Origin of the sequence: Mycobacterium sp. MAC_080597_8934, from assembly GCF_000523975.1 — a bacterium.
Taxonomy (GTDB): Bacteria; Actinomycetota; Actinomycetes; order Mycobacteriales; family Mycobacteriaceae; genus Mycobacterium; species Mycobacterium avium.
In genome coordinates, this window is sequence record NZ_JAOS01000054.1 from 25,697 (window position 1) to 43,084 (window position 17,388).

Annotated in this window: 15 protein-coding genes; 6 read left to right on the forward strand and 9 right to left on the reverse strand. The window is 68.5% G+C overall.

What is annotated here, in order from left to right:
• Positions 1-30 precede the first annotated feature (30 nt).
• Both NF20_RS23925 and NF20_RS23930 read left to right on the forward strand, forming a co-directional pair.
• Positions 31-678: a TetR/AcrR family transcriptional regulator gene (locus tag NF20_RS23925; protein WP_003874043.1), complete on the forward strand. Its 648-nt coding sequence runs from the start codon at positions 31-33 to the stop codon at positions 676-678.
• A gap of 25 nt (positions 679-703) precedes the next feature.
• Positions 704-1,957, forward strand: a complete 1,254-nt coding sequence (locus NF20_RS23930) for a chloride channel protein (RefSeq protein ID WP_031353754.1) — start codon at positions 704-706, stop codon at positions 1,955-1,957.
• 1 nt (position 1,958) lies between these two features.
• Here the strand turns inward: NF20_RS23930 and NF20_RS23935 are convergent, their stop codons facing one another.
• Together NF20_RS23935 and NF20_RS23940 are read right to left on the reverse strand one after the other, a co-directional pair.
• Positions 1,959-2,801 (reverse strand): MaoC/PaaZ C-terminal domain-containing protein, encoded by an 843-nt coding sequence (locus NF20_RS23935; RefSeq protein WP_003879142.1) that lies wholly within the window; start codon positions 2,799-2,801, stop codon positions 1,959-1,961.
• On the reverse strand, positions 2,801-4,165 hold the full coding sequence (locus NF20_RS23940; protein WP_023895704.1) for a 3-oxoacyl-ACP reductase: 1,365 nt from the start codon (positions 4,163-4,165) through the stop codon (positions 2,801-2,803). The genes NF20_RS23935 and NF20_RS23940 overlap by 1 nt, the downstream gene beginning before the upstream one ends.
• Before the next feature lie 152 nt (positions 4,166-4,317).
• Between NF20_RS23940 and NF20_RS23945 the strand changes: the two genes are divergently transcribed.
• Positions 4,318-5,664: an acetyl-CoA C-acetyltransferase gene (locus tag NF20_RS23945; protein WP_023860761.1), complete on the forward strand. Its 1,347-nt coding sequence runs from the start codon at positions 4,318-4,320 to the stop codon at positions 5,662-5,664.
• 319 nt (positions 5,665-5,983) lie between these two features.
• Here the strand turns inward: NF20_RS23945 and NF20_RS23955 are convergent, their stop codons facing one another.
• On the reverse strand, positions 5,984-7,819 hold the full coding sequence (locus NF20_RS23955; RefSeq protein WP_033710769.1) for an acyl-CoA dehydrogenase: 1,836 nt from the start codon (positions 7,817-7,819) through the stop codon (positions 5,984-5,986).
• Between the two features lie 201 nt (positions 7,820-8,020).
• Between NF20_RS23955 and NF20_RS23960 the strand changes: the two genes are divergently transcribed.
• Positions 8,021-9,058: an isopenicillin N synthase family dioxygenase gene (locus NF20_RS23960; protein ID WP_175417488.1), complete on the forward strand. Its 1,038-nt coding sequence runs from the start codon at positions 8,021-8,023 to the stop codon at positions 9,056-9,058.
• 97 nt (positions 9,059-9,155) lie between these two features.
• Complete coding sequence (locus tag NF20_RS23965; RefSeq protein ID WP_003874036.1) at positions 9,156-9,644, forward strand: flavin reductase family protein; 489 nt, start codon at positions 9,156-9,158, stop codon at positions 9,642-9,644.
• 39 nt (positions 9,645-9,683) lie between these two features.
• On the opposite strand, the gene NF20_RS27815 is transcribed toward NF20_RS23965, so the two are convergent.
• The 6 genes from NF20_RS27815 to NF20_RS23990 all read right to left on the reverse strand — a co-directional run bounded on the left by NF20_RS27815 (position 9,684) and on the right by NF20_RS23990 (position 14,587).
• Positions 9,684-9,839, reverse strand: coding sequence for a hypothetical protein (locus NF20_RS27815; protein ID WP_162291283.1), 156 nt, complete (start codon positions 9,837-9,839; stop codon positions 9,684-9,686).
• A gap of 119 nt (positions 9,840-9,958) precedes the next feature.
• On the reverse strand, positions 9,959-10,705 hold the full coding sequence (locus NF20_RS23970; RefSeq protein WP_009979616.1) for a succinate dehydrogenase/fumarate reductase iron-sulfur subunit: 747 nt from the start codon (positions 10,703-10,705) through the stop codon (positions 9,959-9,961).
• Positions 10,702-12,642, reverse strand: coding sequence for a fumarate reductase/succinate dehydrogenase flavoprotein subunit (locus tag NF20_RS23975; protein ID WP_033710768.1), 1,941 nt, complete (start codon positions 12,640-12,642; stop codon positions 10,702-10,704). The genes NF20_RS23970 and NF20_RS23975 overlap by 4 nt, the downstream gene beginning before the upstream one ends.
• Positions 12,643-12,684: 42 nt before the next feature.
• Positions 12,685-13,512 carry a hypothetical protein gene (locus NF20_RS23980; RefSeq protein ID WP_033710767.1) on the reverse strand — a complete coding sequence of 276 codons (828 nt, stop codon included), beginning with the start codon at positions 13,510-13,512 and terminating at the stop codon, positions 12,685-12,687.
• Positions 13,513-13,605: 93 nt separating this feature from the next.
• Entirely contained in the window at positions 13,606-13,920 is a 315-nt protein-coding gene (locus tag NF20_RS23985) for a hypothetical protein (protein ID WP_003874031.1), read from the reverse strand.
• 226 nt (positions 13,921-14,146) lie between these two features.
• Positions 14,147-14,587 carry an Hsp20/alpha crystallin family protein gene (locus NF20_RS23990; RefSeq protein WP_003874030.1) on the reverse strand — a complete coding sequence of 147 codons (441 nt, stop codon included), beginning with the start codon at positions 14,585-14,587 and terminating at the stop codon, positions 14,147-14,149.
• A gap of 227 nt (positions 14,588-14,814) precedes the next feature.
• On the opposite strand from NF20_RS23990, the gene nirB reads away from it, so the two are divergent.
• On the forward strand, positions 14,815-17,382 hold the full coding sequence (gene nirB / locus NF20_RS23995; RefSeq protein ID WP_015632557.1) for a nitrite reductase large subunit NirB: 2,568 nt from the start codon (positions 14,815-14,817) through the stop codon (positions 17,380-17,382).
• Positions 17,383-17,388 lie beyond the last annotated feature (6 nt).

Consider the following 17,388-nt stretch of genomic DNA (forward strand, 5'->3'; position numbering starts at 1 on the left):
CTCAGAACGGACCGGCTGGAGAGGTAAGCGATGGCGGGTGGCACCAAGCGGTTACCGCGTGCCGTCCGCGAGCAGCAGATGCTCGACGCCGCGGTCCAGATGTTCTCGGTCAACGGCTATCACGAGACCTCGATGGACGCCATCGCCGCCCAGGCGCAGATCTCCAAACCGATGCTGTACCTGTACTACGGCTCCAAGGAGGACCTGTTCGGCGCCTGCCTGAACCGGGAGCTGGGCCGGTTCATCGACGCGGTGCGCGCCGACATCGATTTCCAGCAGAGCCCCAACGACATGCTGCGCAACACCATCGCGTCGTTCATGCGCTACATCGACGCCAACCGGGCGTCCTGGATCGTGATGTACACCCAGGCCACCAGCTCGCAGGCGTTCGCCCACATGGTCCGGGAGGGTCGCGAGCAGATCATCGAACTGGTCGCCGGGCTGATGCGGGCGGGCAGCCGCACCCCGCGGACCGACCGCGAGCACGAGATGATGGCGGTGGCCCTGGTGGGCGCCGGTGAGGCGGTGGCCAATCGGTTGTCCACCGGCGACATCGACGTCGACGAGGCGGCCGCGCTGATGATCGACCTGTTCTGGTACGGGCTCAAGGGTTCACCCGAGGAGCGGGAAGCCGCCGCGGCCCAGCCCGAGGCGGACCGCTCCGGCGCCGGCGGCTAGGGCTACCGTCGTCGAGGTGGCCCGAATGCCCGCACCCCGCTCGGACCGCAACGCCCTCGACTTCTTCTGCGCGGTCATCATCGTCGGTGTGCTCGCCGGAATCGCCGGCGTGGCAACCACATTGGTGCTGCGCGTGGTCCAGCACGCCACCTACCACTACAGTTTCGGCGCGCTGCTGGCCGGGGTGGCCGCCAGCAGCCCGATCCGGCGCGTGCTGGGCCCGATGGTCGGCGCGGCGCTGGCCGGGCTGGGGTGGTGGCTGCTGCGGCGGCGCACCGACGTGCCGCCGCTGGCCGAAACGATCGCGCGCTCCGAGCGCGTCCCGCGGCTCGCCTGGAGCATCGACGCCGTGCTGCAGGTGCTGCTGGTCGGATCCGGGGCATCGCTGGGGCGGGAGGGCGCTCCGCGCCAATTCGCTTCAGCGCTCGGCGATTTCGGTATCGGATGGCTCAGACGCCTGTCGTCGCGCGACCGGGAGATCCTGCTGGCCTGCGCGGCGGGGGCCGGTCTGGGCGCGGTGTATGCGGTGCCGCTGGCCGGTGCGCTGTTCGCGGTCCGGATCCTGCTGCGCACCTGGCGGCTGCGGGCGGTGGGCGCGGCGTTCCTGTCCTCCGGGGTGGCGGTGGCCGTCGGCTCGGCCGTCACCGGCGACCAGCCCAACCTGCGATGGCCGGTCGAAGAGTCCACCTACCTGTTGACCGCGCACGGGCTGTTGCTGGCGCCGGTGGCGCTCGCGGTGGGATTGGCCTTCAACCGGTTGATGGCCGTCGCCCGGCCGGCCCGCCCGATGCGGACCTGGACGCTGATCCCGGCGCTGGCCGGCGCCGGCCTGGTGACGGGCGTCTGCTCGCATTGGTGGCCCGAATTGCCCGGCAACGGCCGCAGCATCCTGACGGTCAGTCTGGCCAGCGGCATGACCTTGGCGTCGGCCCTGGCGATCCTGCTGCTCAAACCCGTTCTGACGGCGTTGTTTTTGCGTGCCGGCGGGGCCGGTGGCCTGTTGACGCCGTCGCTGGCCACCGGGGCGGCCGCCGGGGCGGCGCTGGTGCTGACGATCAATTGGGCGACCGGCAGCCAGCTGCACGTGCCCGCGGTGTCGCTGGCCGGCGCCGCCGGGGTGCTGGCCGTCACCCAGGGCTCACCGATCTGGGCGGCGATCTTCGTCTGGGAGCTGGCCCGGCCACCGCTGTGGCTGTTCCTGCTTTTCCTGCTGACCGCGACCGCCGCGCACGGGCTGAAAGTGCTTGCCCAGGGCCGTACTACGACGCACGCCGGCTGACCTACAGCGCCCGGACGGTTCCGGTCAGGTGCGGGTAGCCCTTGGCGATGTTGCGTAGCGCGATGTCCCAGCCGCCGTCGTGTTCGTCGATGTAGAGACCGGTGGTCGCGGGCAGCACCACCGGCTTGCCGAACCGCACCGAGTAGCGCACCGCATCGGGAATCGCGGCTTCGATGTTGGCCAATACCGCTGCGGCGCTGAACATTCCATGCGCGATCACGGTGGGGAAGCCGAATAGCTTGGCCGCGATCGGGTTGGTGTGGATGGGATTGTGGTCACCCCCGACGACGGCGTAGCGGCGGATCAGCCCCGGGGTGATGCGCAGCACGGTCGGCGGCGGCGGCAGCTTGGGCTGCTTCTGCGGCGGCGGTTTGGGTTGGTCGGACAGGCTGGTGCGCTGCTGGTGCAGGAAGGTGGTCACCTGATGCCACGCGGTGTCGTTCCCCACGCTGACGTCGGTCACCAGATCGACCAGCAGACCCTTGCGGTGCTCGCGCAGGTTCTCCGCGTGCACCCGCACCCCGACGGTGTCGGTGACCGCGATCGGACGGTACTGCGTGATGTGGTTCTCGGTGTGCACCGAACCCATTGCCGCGAAAGGGAAGTCGAACCCGGTCACCAGCGACATCAGCGCCGGAAAGGTCAGCGCGAACGGGTAGGTCAACGGCACGTGGTTGCGGTAGCGCAGCCCGGTGACCGCCGCGTACTCGGCCACGTTGGTGCGGTCGATGGGAAGGTCCTCGACGGTGACCGTGCGGGTGGGCAGCGCGCTGCCGCGGGACACCACCGGCAGCGCCCCGGCGGCCGCGCGCAGCATGTTCTTCAAGCCGCTCGGCTGGTTCATCATGCCCCCAGCATCGCCTGGCCGCAGACCCGAATGACGTTGCCGGTCACCGCGTTCGACGCCGGGCTGGCGAAGTAGGCGATGGTTTCGGCGACGTCCACCGGCTGCCCGCCCTGCAGCAGCGAGTTCATCCGGCGCCCCACCTCGCGGGTGGCCAGCGGGATGGCGGCCGTCATCTGGGTCTCGATGAATCCCGGCGCGACGGCGTTGATGGTGATGCCCTTGTCGTAGAGCTCCGGCGCCAGCGCCTGGGTGAGGCCGATCATGCCGGCCTTGGTGGTGGCGTAGTTGGTCTGGCCGCGGTTGCCCGCGATGCCGGCCATCGACGACAGGCCGACGATGCGGCCGCCTTCGCCGATGCTGCCGTTGCCCACCAGCCCTTCGGTAAGGCGAAGTGGGGCAAGCAGATTCACGGCCAACACGGCGTCCCAGCGCGCGTCGTCCATGTTGGCCAGCAGCTTGTCGCGGGTGATCCCGGCGTTGTTGACCAGGATGTCGGCGTGACCGCCGTGGTGCTCGCGCAGGTGCTCGGTGATCTTGTCGACGGCGTCGGGGGCGGTGACGTCGAGCCACAGCGCGGTGCCCCCGACCCGGCTGGCTGTCTCGGCCAGCGTCTCGGCGGCCGATTCCACGTCGATCGCGACCACGCGGGCGCCGTCGCGGGCGAACACCTCGGCGATCGTGGCGCCGATTCCGCGGGCCGCACCGGTCACGATGGCGACCTTGCCGTCCAGCGGCCGTTCCCAGTCCGCCGGGGGCGTGGAGTCGGCCTCGCCGACGTAGAAGACCTGGCCGTCGACGTAGGCGGACTTGGCCGACAGGATGAACCGCATGGTCGACTCCAGGCCCGTCGCGGCGGGTTTGGCGGCCGGCGACAGGTACACCAGCGCCACCGTCGAGCCGTTGCGCAGCTCCTTGCCCAACGACCGGGTGAAGCCCTCCAGGGCGCGCTGGGCGATCCGCTCGTGCGTGCCGGCGGCGGCGTCGGGCGTGGTGCCGACCACCACCACGCGGGCGCAGTGATCCAGGTTGCGCAGCAGTGGGGTGAAGAACTCGTACAGCCCCTTCAGGCCCTCCGGGGTGGTGATCCCGGTGGCGTCGAAGACCAGCCCGCCGAACCGGTCGGCCCAGCGCCCGCCCAGGTTGTTGCCGACCAGGTCGTAGTCCTTGGCCAGCGCCGCCCGCAACGGCTCGACCACGCGGCCCTCGCCGCCGATCAGCAGCGACCCGGCCAGCGGCGGGTCACCGGGCCGGTAGCGGCGCAGCGTCTCGGGTTGCGGGACGCCGAGCTGCTTGGCGAGAAACGATCCAGGACCGGAATTGACAATCTGCGAGAACAGATCGGACGAGACCTTCGGAGCCACCGGAGCTACCTTCCGTGTTGTTTCTGCGTCGGGGTATGCCTATAGGACAACCGTATCGAGGACGAACTTACTTCAGAGTAAGAACAGTGGGTAGTATGGCCCGAGACGGGCGACCCGCAAACCGACCAACCGCAGACACACGGAGAACACAAGTGGCCCCTGCAAGTTCCGAGGCAAGCAAACCGGCTGCTCAGCGCAGTGCGCAGCGGCGGCCAGTGGCCGTCCTGGGTGGCAACCGGATTCCGTTCGCCCGCTCCGACGGCGCCTATGCCGAGGCGTCCAACCAGGACATGCTCACCGCCGCGCTGGAGGGGTTGGTGGACCGCTTCGGGCTGGCCGGTGAGCGGCTGGGCGTGGTGGTCGGCGGCGCGGTGCTCAAGCACAGCCGGGACTTCAATCTGACCCGCGAATGCGTGCTGGGTTCACAGCTGTCGTCCTACACGCCGGCGTTCGACCTGCAGCAGGCCTGCGGCACCGGGTTGCAGGCCGCGATCGCGGCCGCCGAGGGCATCGCCGCCGGCCGCTACGACGTGGCCGCCGCCGGCGGGGTGGACACCACCTCGGACGCGCCGATCGGCCTGGGCGACAACCTGCGCCGCACGCTGCTGAAGTTGCGCCGGGCCAAGTCGAACGTGCAGCGACTCAAGCTGGTGGGCACGTTGCCGGCGACCCTGGGCGTCGAGATCCCGGTCAACAGCGAGCCGCGCACCGGCCTGTCCATGGGCGAGCACCAGGCGATCACCGCCAAGCAGATGGGCATCACCCGGGTCGCCCAGGACGAGCTGGCCGCCGCCAGCCACCGCAACATGGCCGCCGCCTACGACCGCGGCTTCTTCGACGACCTGGTCACCCCGTTCCTGGGCCTGTACCGCGACGACAACCTGCGGCCCGACTCGTCGCCGGAGAAGCTGGCCAAGCTGCGGCCGGTGTTCGGGGTGAAGGCCGGCGACGCGACGATGACGGCGGGTAATTCGACCCCGCTGACCGACGGCGCCTCGGTGGCGCTGCTGGGCACCGAGGAGTGGGCGGCCGCGCACTCGCTGACCCCGCTGGCCTACCTGGTGGATGCCGAGACGGCCGCGGTCGACTACGTCAACGGGCGCGACGGCCTGCTGATGGCCCCCACCTACGCGGTGCCGCGGCTGCTCGCCCGCAACGGCCTGAGCCTGCAGGACTTCGACTTCTACGAGATCCACGAGGCGTTCGCCTCGGTGGTGCTGGCCCATCTGCAGGCCTGGGAATCCGAGGACTACTGCAAGGAACGGCTGGGCCTGGACGCCGCGCTGGGCTCCATCGACCGCTCCAAGCTCAACGTCAACGGGTCCTCGCTGGCCGCCGGTCACCCGTTCGCTGCCACCGGCGGGCGGATCCTGGCGCAGGCCGCCAAGCAGGTCGCGCAGCGTAAGGCCGAGCTCAAGGGCGCCGACAAACCGGTGCGCGCCCTGATCTCGATCTGCGCGGCCGGCGGCCAGGGCGTGGCCGCGATCCTCGAGGCCTGACGGGCCGGGCCCATGAGTTGGGTCACATCGCGTTAGCAAGGGTTAGTAACCGGAGGCCGCGGGTATCCGTGACCCCGGATAGCCCCGTGTTGTGGTCTGACCCCCCGACCCCGACGGCAATACGGGGCATCCCTGACACGACCGCCTGTCAGTTTGCGCGACGGGCGTCCGAGAAGGGCCGCCGCTGGAGTGAGGGGATCCAGCGGCGGCCTTTTTCTGCGCCCGATCGTGCGCCCATCCGGCGCCGCGCAATCAAAAACCCCGCTCCCATCCGGAAGCGGGGTTTTTGATTGCGCTTGTCAGCGGCCTCGGAAGGGCTTTAGAAGGCCGCCTCGTCGAGCTCCATGATGTCGTTGTCCAGCGTCTCGATGACCTCGCGGGTGCTGGTCAGCATCGGCAGGAAGTTCTTCGCGAAGAACGACGCCACCGCGATCTTGCCCTCGTAGAAGGACCGCTCCTCACCGCTGGCACCGGCGTCCAGCGCCGCCACGGCCACCGCCGCCTGACGCTGCAACAACCAGCCGATGATCAGGTCGCCCACGCTCATCAGGAAGCGCACCGAACCCAGGCCCACCTTGTACAGGCTGGTCACGTCCTCCTGGGCGGCCATCAGGTAGCCGGTCAGCGCGGTCGCCATGCCCTGCACGTCGGCCAGCGCCTTGGCCAGCAGTTCGCGCTCGGACTTGAGCCGGCCGTTGCCGGACTCGCTGTCGACGAACTTCTGGATCTGCTCGGACACGTGGGCCAGCGCCACACCCTTGTCGCGGACGATCTTGCGGAAGAAGAAGTCCTGCGCCTGGATGGCCGTGGTGCCCTCGTAGAGCGAGTCGATCTTGGAGTCGCGGATGTACTGCTCGATCGGGTAGTCCTGCAGGAAGCCGGAGCCACCGAAGGTCTGCAGGCTCTCGGTGAGCTTGGCGTAGGCCTGCTCGGAGCCGACGCCCTTGACCACCGGCAGCATCAGGTCGTTGACCTTGACCGCCAGTTCGGCGTCTACCCCGTAGAGCGCCTCGGCGACCGCCGCGTCCTGGTAGGTCGAGGTGAACAGGTACAGCGCGCGCAGACCCTCGGCGTAGGCCTTCTGGGTCATCAGCGACCGCCGCACGTCCGGGTGGTGCGTGATGGTCACCCGCGGTGCGGTCTTGTCGGTCATCTGGGTCATGTCGGCGCCCTGGACGCGAGACTTGGCGTACTCCAACGCGTTCAGGTAACCGGTCGACAGGGTCGCGATGGCCTTGGTGCCCACCATCATGCGGGCCTGCTCGATGACCTCGAACATCTGCGCGATACCGTTGTGCACCTCGCCGACCAGCCAGCCCTTGGCCGGGACGTCGTGCTGGCCGAAGCTCAGCTCGCAGGTCGCCGACACCTTCAGGCCCATCTTGTGCTCGACATTGGTGACGAAGACGCCGTTGCGCTCGCCGAGCTCACCGGTCTCGAAGTCGAACAGGAACTTCGGCACGAAGAACAGCGACAGGCCCTTGGTGCCGGGGCCGGCGCCCTCGGGGCGGGCCAGCACCAGGTGGAAGATGTTCTCGAACAGGTCGTCGGAGTCGGCCGAGGTGATGAATCGCTTCACACCGTCGATGTGCCAGGAGCCGTCGTCCTGCTTGACCGCCTTGGTGCGCCCGGCGCCGACATCGGAACCCGCGTCCGGCTCGGTGAGCACCATGGTCGAACCCCAGCCGCGCTCGGCGGCCATCACGGCCCACTTCTTCTGCTCGTCGGTGCCCAGGTGGTAGAGGATGTTGGCGAAGCCCGCGCCGCCGGCGTACATCCAGACCGCCGGGTTGGCGCCCAGGATGTGCTCGTGCAGCGCCCACAGCAGCGCCTTGGGCATGGCGACGCCGCCGAGGGCCTCGTCGATGCCTACCTTGTCCCACCCGGCCTCGATGACGGCGTGGACGGACTTCTTGAACGATTCCGGCAGCGTCACCGAGTGCGTCTTCGGGTCGAACACCGGCGGGTTGCGGTCGCCCTCGACGAAGGAGTCGGCGATGGGCCCCTCGGCCAGCCGGCTGATTTCGTTCAACATCTCGCGGGCCGTGTCGGCGTCCAGATCGCTGAACTCGCCTTGCCCTAAAGCCTTGTCAACGCCCAGCACTTCGAACAGGTTGAATTCCTGGTCGCGGACGTTGCTCTTGTAGTGGCTCACTACGGTCCTCCTCGTTGAGAATGCCACTTGTGGTTGGGTACTAGGTCTAAGTTACCCACCAGTAACAACTTCAAAATATCGTTCGCGTCAGCGGGATGCAAGCCAATGTGAGCTAGATTTCATTGCCTAATTAACCAACCGGTTGGGCAGACGGGTGCCCACGCCGCGTGCAACCCATCTACCTGCGGTGACGGTGGGGAGGTGAGCAACGAGATGTGCCCTTTGCCGGGCGTCACCGCGGTGCCCGAGGTGGACCTGCGGGCCGATCCCGATGTGTTGCGGGACGGCCTGCGCGAGGCCGCGCACCGGGTCGGCTTCTTCTATCTGACCGGCCACGGGGTACCGGCGGACCTGGTGGACCGGGTGCTCGACGCCGCGCGCCGGTTCTTCCGGCTGCCCCAGGCAGACAAGGACGCCGTCGCGATGGTGCGCAGCCCCCATTTCCGCGGCTACACCCGGCTAGGCGGGGAGCGGACCCGCGGTGCGGTCGACTGGCGCGAACAGATCGACATCGGCCCGGAACGCCCGCCGATCGGCGGGCTGGACAAGTCGGACTACCGGTGGCTGCAGGGCCCCAACCAGTGGCCCGCGGCGCTGCCGGAGCTGCCCGGGCTCATCGAGGAGTGGGACGCCGCGCTGTCCGGGGTGGCCCGCACCCTGCTGCGGCATTGGGCGGCCGCGCTGGGCAGCCCGGACGATGTGTTCGACGCGGCGTTCGCCGATGCGCCGGCCACCCTGATCAAGATCATCCGCTACCCGGGACGCGCGGCCGGCCCGCAGGGAGTGGGCGCGCATCGCGACGCCGGTGTGCTCACCCTGCTGCTGGCCGAGCCGGGCAGCCGGGGCCTGCAGGTGCGCCGCGGCGGGCCGGGCGGCGACGGCTGGATCGACGTGCCGCCGCGGCAGGGTGCGTTCATCGTCAACATCGGCGAGCTGCTGGAGGCGGCGACGCGGGGCTACCTGCGCGCCACCGAGCACCGGGTGAATCTGGCGGGGTCGACGGCAGAGCGGATCTCGGTGCCCTACTTCTTCAATCCGCGCCTCGACGCCCGGATACCCGTGCTGCCGCTGCCGCCTGAACTCCGGGCGCACGCCGGCGAGCGCTGGACTCCGTCGGAGGATCCGGCCGACCCCATCTTCTCCGTCTACGGCCGCAACGCCTGGAAGAGCCGGCTGCGCTCGCACCCCGATGTCGCCTCGGCGCACGGCTTTTCGGCGCACCACGGCGCAGCGGACTGATCCCGCGTAGCGCCAGGGTGGCCGCGACGGCGCCATCCGCGCCGGGTAGGGTCACATCCGAAAATCCCGTGTCCGGCCTAGGGGCGAATGAAGTCCGGTGAATTCGAACAACAAGCTGACAGCGTCGTCACTTCGTGAGGCCTTCGGTCATTTCCCGTCCGGTGTGGTGGCGATCGCCGCCGAGGTGAACGGAACCCTGGAGGGCCTGGCGGCCAGCACCTTCGTCCCGGTCTCGCTGGACCCGCCGCTGGTGTCATTCTGCGTGCAGAACACCTCGACCACCTGGCCCAAGCTCAAGGACCGGCCCATGCTGGGGATCAGCGTGCTCGGCGAGGAGCACGACGAGGCCGCCCGCACGCTGGCCGCCAAGACCGGCGACCGGTTCGCCGGGCTGGAGACCGTCTCGCGGCCCACCGGCGCGGTGTTCATCAAGGGCACCGCCCTGTGGCTGGAAAGCGCGGTTGAACAGCTGATCCCGGCCGGGGATCACACCATCGTGGTGTTGCGGGTCAACGAGGTGACCGTGGACGCCAACGTGGCGCCCATCGTGTTTCATCGCAGCGGGTTCCGCCGCCTCGGCGCCTGATCTTTTCTGATTTTCCGGCCCGCCCCTTGGTCAGGTTGGTCAGGGGCGGTGGCTGAGTTCTTCGCGAAAACCCTGGATGCGGTTCTCGAGTTCGGCGGCGTCGCCGTGCCGCCCCTCCTTGCGCGCCAGCTGGGCGCGCACCGACAACTGCCGAATCGCGGTGCGAATGTTGTTGATGCTGGCGGTCTGTCGCATCGGCTCCATGAGATGCCTTTCCGGTCGTGGGTACACGGCCGCGCGCGGGCGGCCCGACAGGATGCCAGGGGGTTACCCGGGGACCGCGACGGCCTAACCCGGCCGCGGGGCCGGCACGCTCAGCGACGGAACAGCTTGTTACCGAGCCACACCACCGGGTCGTATTTGCGGTCGGCGACCCGCTCTTTCATCGGGATCAGCGCGTTGTCGGTGATCTTGATGTTCTCCGGGCAGACCTCGGTGCAGCACTTGGTGATGTTGCAGTAGCCCAGGCCGTGCTCGTCCTGGGCGTCGTTGCGCCGGTCTCGGGTGTCCAGCGGGTGCATCTCCAGCTCGGCGATGCGCATCAGGAAGCGCGGGCCGGCGAACGCCTTCTTGTTCTCGTCGTGGTCGCGAATCACGTGGCAGACGTTCTGACACAGGAAGCACTCGATGCACTTGCGGAACTCCTGCGAGCGCTGCACGTCCTCCTGGGCCATCCGGTACTCGCCGGGCTGCAGGTCCTTGGGCGGCGCGAAAGACGGGATCTCGCGGGCCTTTTCGTAGTTGAACGAGACGTCGGTGACCAGGTCGCGGATCACCGGGAAGGTGCGCAGCGGCGTGACGGTGACCACCTCGTCCTCGGCGAAGGTGGACATCCGGGTCATGCACAGCAACCGCGGATAGCCGTTGATCTCCGCCGAGCAGGAGCCGCACTTGCCGGCCTTGCAGTTCCACCGGACCGCCAGGTCGGGCGTCTGGGTCTGCTGCAGGCGATGGATGATGTCGAGGACGACCTCGCCCTCGTTGACCTCGACCGTGAAGTCCTGCAACGCACCGTTGGCGTCGTCACCGCGCCACACCCGCATCTTCGCGTTGTAGGTCATTTGCTCTCCGTCCCGGGGTCCGTCCTGGGGCCCCGTCCTGGGTGCCCGGCGAGTTCCTCGTCGGTGTAGTACTTCTCCAGCTCGGCGATGTCGAACAGTTCCAGCAAGTCGGGCCGCATCGGCGTCTGGTCTTTCTTGCGGATGCTGATGTCGGGAATCACCTCGTCGCCCCCGGCCGCCTCGCACACCAGCAGCACCTTGCGCCAGGCCGAGTCCATCGACGGGTGGTCGTCGCGGGTGTGCCCGCCGCGGCTCTCGGTGCGCTCCAGCGCGGCCTTGGCGACACATTCGCTGACCAGCAGCATGTTGCGCAGGTCGAGGGCCAGGTTCCAGCCCGGGTTGTACCGGCGTTGCCCGTCCACGTGCAGGTTCTTGAACCGCTCCCGCAGTTTGCCCAGCCGCGCCAGGGCCTCGGAGATCTCGTCGGCGTTGCGGATGATGCCGACCAGGTCGTTCATCGACTGCTGCAGTTCCAGCTGCAGGGTGTAGGGGTTCTCGGCGGTGCCGCCGGCCGGCGCCTCGAACGGGGCCAGCGCCCGCTTGGCGGCCGCCTCGACGGCGTCGGGGCTGATGGCCGGGCGGCTGCTCAGCGCGCGCACATAGTCGGCGGCGCCCAGCCCGGCCCGGCGGCCGAACACCAGCAGGTCCGACAGCGAGTTGCCGCCCAGCCGGTTGGAGCCGTGCATGCCGCCGGAGCACTCACCGGCCGCGAACAGGCCGGGGACGGTGGCCGCCCCGGTGTCGGCGTCCACCTCGACGCCGCCCATCACGTAGTGGCAGGTCGGTCCGACCTCCATCGGCTCCTTGGTGATGTCGACCCCGGCCAGCTCCTTGAACTGGTGGTACATCGACGGCAGCCGGCGGTTGATCTCCGCCGGTGTCAGCCGCGACGCGATGTCGAGGAAGACGCCGCCGTGCGGGCTGCCGCGGCCGGCCTTGACCTCGGAGTTGATGGCGCGCGCGACCTCGTCGCGGGGCAGCAGGTCGGGAGTGCGGCGGGCCGAGTCGTTGTCCTTGAGCCACTGGTCGGCTTCTTGCTCGGTCTCGGCGTACTGGCCCTTGAACACCGGGGGGATGTAGTCGAACATGAACCGCTTGCCCTCGGAGTTCTTCAGCACCCCGCCGTCACCGCGGACACCCTCGGTGACCAGGATCCCTTTCACACTCGGCGGCCACACCATGCCCGTCGGATGGAACTGGACGAACTCCATGTTGATCAGCGAGGCGCCCGCCCGCAGCGCCAGGGCGTGCCCGTCGCCGGTGTACTCCCAGGAGTTCGAGGTGACCTTGAACGACTTGCCGATGCCGCCGGTGGCCAGCACCACCGCGGGCGCCTCGAACAGCACGAACTGGCCGCTCTCGCGCCAATAGCCGAACGCGCCGGCGATCGCGTCGCCGTCCTTGAGCAGCTCGGTGATCGTGCACTCGGCGAACACCTTGATGCGCGCCTCGTAGTCGCCGAGTTCGGCGTAATCCTCCTGCTGCAGCGAGACGATCTTCTGCTGCATGGTGCGGATCAGCTCCAGGCCGGTGCGGTCACCGACGTGCGCCAGCCGCGGGTAGGTGTGCCCACCGAAGTTGCGCTGGCTGATCTTGCCGTCCTTGAGCCGATCGAACAGCGCGCCATAGGTTTCCAGCTCCCAGACGCGGTCCGGGGCCTCCTTGGCGTGCAGCTCGGCCATGCGCCAGTTGTTGAGGAACTTGCCCCCGCGCATGGTGTCGCCGAAGTGGGTCTTCCAGTTGTCCTTCGGGTTGGTGTTGCCCATCGAGGCCGCGCAGCCGCCCTCGGCCATCACGGTGTGCGCCTTGCCGAACAACGACTTGCACACCACCGCGACCCGCAGGCCGCGTTCCCGCGCCTCGATGACCGCGCGCAATCCCGCGCCGCCGGCGCCGATGACGACTACGTCGTAGGCATGCCGTTCGACCTCAACCATGAAACCTCGCTAGCTAATTCTGATTCTTCGTCAAATGGCTTGTCAGCCAACAAATCTCAGGTCGGGGATGGTGCCGCTGGCCACCAGGGCGATGTAGAAATCGGTGAGCATCAGGGTGCCCAGCGTGATCCAGGCGTACAGCTTGTGCCGGGTGTTGATGTGGCTGACCTGGGTCCAGATCCAGTACCGCACAGGGTGCTTGGAGAAATGCTTGAGCCGGCCACCGGTCACGTGCCGGCAGGAGTGGCAGGACAGCGTGTAGGCCCACAGCATGATGACGTTGCCGAGCAGGATCAGATTGCCCAGCCCGAAGCCGAATCCGCCCGGACCGGTGTCGGAGTGGAACGCCACGATCGCGTCGTAGCTGTTGATCACCGAGATGAGGAAGGCGATGTAGAAGAAGTACCGGTGAGTGTTCTGGATGATCAGCGGGAACCTGGTCTCGCCGGTGTAGTGGACGCGGGGCTCGGCCACCGCGCAGGCCGTCGGCGACTGCCACACCGTGCGGTAGTAGGCGCCGCGGTAGTAGTAACAGGTCAGCCGGAACAGCAGCAGGAACGGCAGCGACACCGCCGCGTACGGCAACCACCACACGTCCGGCAGGAACTGCGGCCAGATGTCGCCGGCCTCACCGCAGCCCTTGCTGACGCACGGCGAGTAGAACGGCGTCAGGTAGTGGTACTTGCCGACGAAGAAGTAGTTCTGCTGGAAGGCCCGCGCGGTCGCATAGATGAGGAACGCGGCGAAGCCCAGGTCGATCCGCAGCGGCGACATCCACCACCGGTCGGTGCGCAGGGTGCGTTGCTCGATGCGGGCGCGTGTGGGTGAAAAGACACCGGACGCAGGACGGTTCGCCGTGGGTGCGCTCATCTGGTTGTTCCTCTTCGAACGGGCTGTCTGTCGAAGGGTACACAGATGCGAGCCCCCCTTCTGCGGGGGGCTGGCTGGGGGCGCTCGGGTTGTTCAGGACCTGTGGTGGCCGCCGACGCCCTCGTCGTCGACGTCGCGCCAGAATTCGCTGTCGTACTGGGTGTCGGGGATGACGACCTTCTCCCCGGACTGCTGCACGGTGGCGCGGGCCAGGTCCAATTCGGATACGTCGGTGTCGAGCAGGTCGACGTCGGACAGGATGCGGTCGGCGTCGATGACGATGCGGCGCATCGCCGGGCTGTCGCCGTAGCGCGCCCGCAGGGAGCTCACACACCGCCGCAGGCCGCCGATGAGGTCGTGCAGCTCGGCGAATTCGGTCGTGCCCGTGGTGCCCGGCGTGCTAGTCAACGGATCTCCTCGAGGAGTGTTTCGGATCACAGTACGTCCCCGATAGTAGCCACGACACGCGCCAGACGTCAGGCGTTCATCGGCCCCGCGACCGGCACGCCGCGTCGGCGGGCCGCGGGATGCTGCCTGCCGGGGGCACCAACAGACGCGCGAGCAGACGCAAAAGCCCCCGAAAGGCCTTGCTTTCGGGGGCTTTTGCGTCTGCTCGCGCGGAGTACGGCGCGGATTACTTGGTGATCGCGATGCGCTTGGCCTGGTTTCCGGCGTACGCACCGGTGACCCGGACCGTCAGCACCCCGGCGTCGTAGGACGCCGTGATGTCGTCGTCGGTGACGTGGCCGGGCAGCTGGAACGACCGGTGGAACGAGCCGTAGCGGATCTCCCGCAGCGTGCGGCCGTCCTTCTCCTCCGCGTGCTCGTCGCGGTGCTCGCCGCGGATCACCAGGCGGCCACGGTCTAGCTCGACCTGGACGTCCTGGTCGACGTCAACGCCGGGCAGCTCGACACGTACGATCGCGTCGTCGCCGTCCTTGACGATCTCGGCGGCGGGCTTGAAAGCGCTGGTCGCGGGCTTGTTCCAGTCCGCCGCGGCGGCGGGGCCGAAGAAGTCGCGCAGCCACCGGTCGGTGTCCCAGGCCGGTCGTGTCCACAATGCGAGGTTGCTCATGGTGCTTCCCTTCCACTTCCTTGAGCTTCGTTGTGAGATTCCTGTGACCGGCGCCTCGTCGGCCGGCTACTCCTACAAACATGAGTCGACCACACTTAAGTTCCAGCTGGCCGTTCGCCGGCAGCGAACGATCAATCACAGCCGTTCCTGTGAGTTGTGAGATCCTCGTCATAGGACCGTCACATTGGGCGAAAAAGACGTAATTTCTCGCCGTTACCCTCAAAGCCATGTCTGCAGACGGGATTTCGCGCGACGGCTGTGCGCCGCGTCACATCATCGTAGTCGGACATGGCATGGTCGGACACCGGTTCGTGGAGGCGCTGCGCGCCCGCGACACCGAGGGCCGTTGGCGCATCACGGTTTTCGCCGAGGAGGCTGACGCCGCCTACGACCGGGTGGGGCTGACTTCGTACACCGAGAGCTGGGACCGCGCGCTGCTGGCGTTGCCCGGCAACGACTACCAGGGTGACCCGCAGGTCCGGCTGGTGCTCAACCAGCGGGTCACCGAAATAGACCGCGCGACAAAGTCAGTGGTGACCGCCGACGGTCAGCGGCACCACTACGACACCCTGGTCCTGGCCACCGGTTCCTACGCCTTCGTGCCGCCCGTGCCCGGCCACGAGCTGCCTGCCTGCCACGTCTACCGCACCCTCGACGACCTCGACGCCATCCGCGCCGACGCCCAGCGTGCGGCGCAGACCGCCCATGCTCGCGCCGGCGTGGTCATCGGCGGCGGCCTGCTCGGGCTGGAGGCCGCTAATGCGCTGCGCCAGTTCGGCTTAGCGACCCATGTGGTCGAGATGATGCCGCGGTTGATGGCCCAGCAGATCGACGAGGCCGGCGGCGCGCTGCTGGCCCGGATGATCGGCGACCTGGGCATCTCGGTGCACGTCGGCACCGGCACCGAGGCGATCGAACCGGTCGAGGGCCCCGACGGGTCCACGACGGTGCGGGTGCGCCTGAGCGACGGCCAGGTGATCGACGCCGGCCTGGTCATCTTCGCGGCCGGCATCCGGCCGCGCGACGAGCTGGCGGTCGCCGCCGGCCTCGCCCGCGCCGAGCGGGGCGGGGTGCTCACCGACTTGTCCTGCCGGACAAGCGATCCCGACATCTACGCGATCGGCGAGGTGGCCGCGATCGACGGCCGGTGCTACGGCCTGGTGGGGCCGGGCTACACCTCCGCCGAAGTGGTGGCCGACCGGCTGCTGGACGGCAGCGCGGAGTTCGGCGAGGCGGACCTGTCCACCAAGCTCAAACTGCTGGGCGTCGACGTGGCCAGCTTCGGCGACGCGATGGGGACGACCGAGAACTGCCTCGAGGTCGCGATCAACGACGCGGTCAACCGCACCTACGCCAAACTGGTGCTCTCCGATGACGCCAAGACCCTGCTCGGCGGTGTGCTGGTCGGCGACGCCTCGTCCTACGGGGTGCTGCGGCCCATGGTCGGCAGCGAGCTGCCGGGCGACCCGCTGGCGCTGATCGCGCCGGCCTCCTCCGGCGGCGGAACGGCGTTGGGCGTTGGGGCGCTTCCCGATTCGGCGCAGATCTGCTCCTGCAACAACGTCACCAAGGGCGACCTGAAATGCGCGATCGCCGACGGCTGCGCCGACGTCGCCGCGCTCAAGTCGTGCACCTCGGCCGGCACCTCGTGCGGGTCGTGCGTGCCGCTGCTCAAGCAGCTGCTGGAAGCCGAGGGGGTGGAGCAGTCCAAGGCGCTGTGCGAGCACTTCAGCCAGTCGCGGGCCGAGCTGTTCGAGATCATCTCGGCCACCGAGATCCGCACCTTCTCCGGCCTGCTGGAGCGCTTCGGCCGCGGAAAGGGTTGCGACATCTGCAAACCCGTGGTCGCCTCGATCCTGGCGTCCACCGGGTCGGAGCACATCCTGGAGGGTGAGCAGGCCTCGCTGCAGGATTCCAACGACCACTTCCTGGCCAACATCCAAAAGAACGGCAGCTACTCGGTGGTGCCCCGGGTGCCCGGCGGCGACATCAAGCCCGAACACCTGATCCTGATCGGCCAGATCGCCCAGGACTTCGGCCTTTACACCAAGATCACCGGCGGCCAGCGGATCGACATGTTCGGCGCCCGGGTGGACCAGCTGCCGGCGATCTGGAAGCGGCTGGTCGACGGTGGCATGGAGTCCGGCCACGCCTACGGCAAGGCGCTGCGCACCGTGAAGAGCTGCGTGGGCACCGACTGGTGCCGGTACGGGCAGCAGGACTCGGTGCAGCTGGCCATCGACCTGGAGCTGCGCTACCGCGGGTTGCGGGCGCCGCACAAGATCAAGATGGGGGTCTCGGGCTGCGCGCGCGAGTGCGCGGAGGCGCGGTCCAAGGACGTCGGCGTCATCGCCACCGAGAAGGGCTGGAACCTCTACGTCGGCGGCAACGGCGGTATGACGCCCAAGCACGCGCAGCTGCTCGCCAGCGACCTGGACACCGAGACGCTGGTCCGCTACATCGACCGGTTCGTCATGTACTACATCCGCACGGCCGACCGGCTGCAGCGCACCGCGCCGTGGGTCGAGTCGCTGGACGGCGGTCTGGACCACGTCCGCGAGGTGGTGTGCGAGGACTCGCTGGGGCTGGCCGAGGAATTCGAGGCCGCAATGGAGCGGCATGTGCGCAACTACAAGTGCGAATGGAAGGGCGTGCTGGACGATCCGGACAAGCTGTCGCGGTTCGTGTCGTTCGTCAACGCCCCCGACGCCGTCGATTCGACGGTGGCGTTCACCGAGCATGCCGGCCGCAAAATCCCTGTGTCCATTGGCATGCCGAAGATCCGTCAGGGGTAGTTCCGG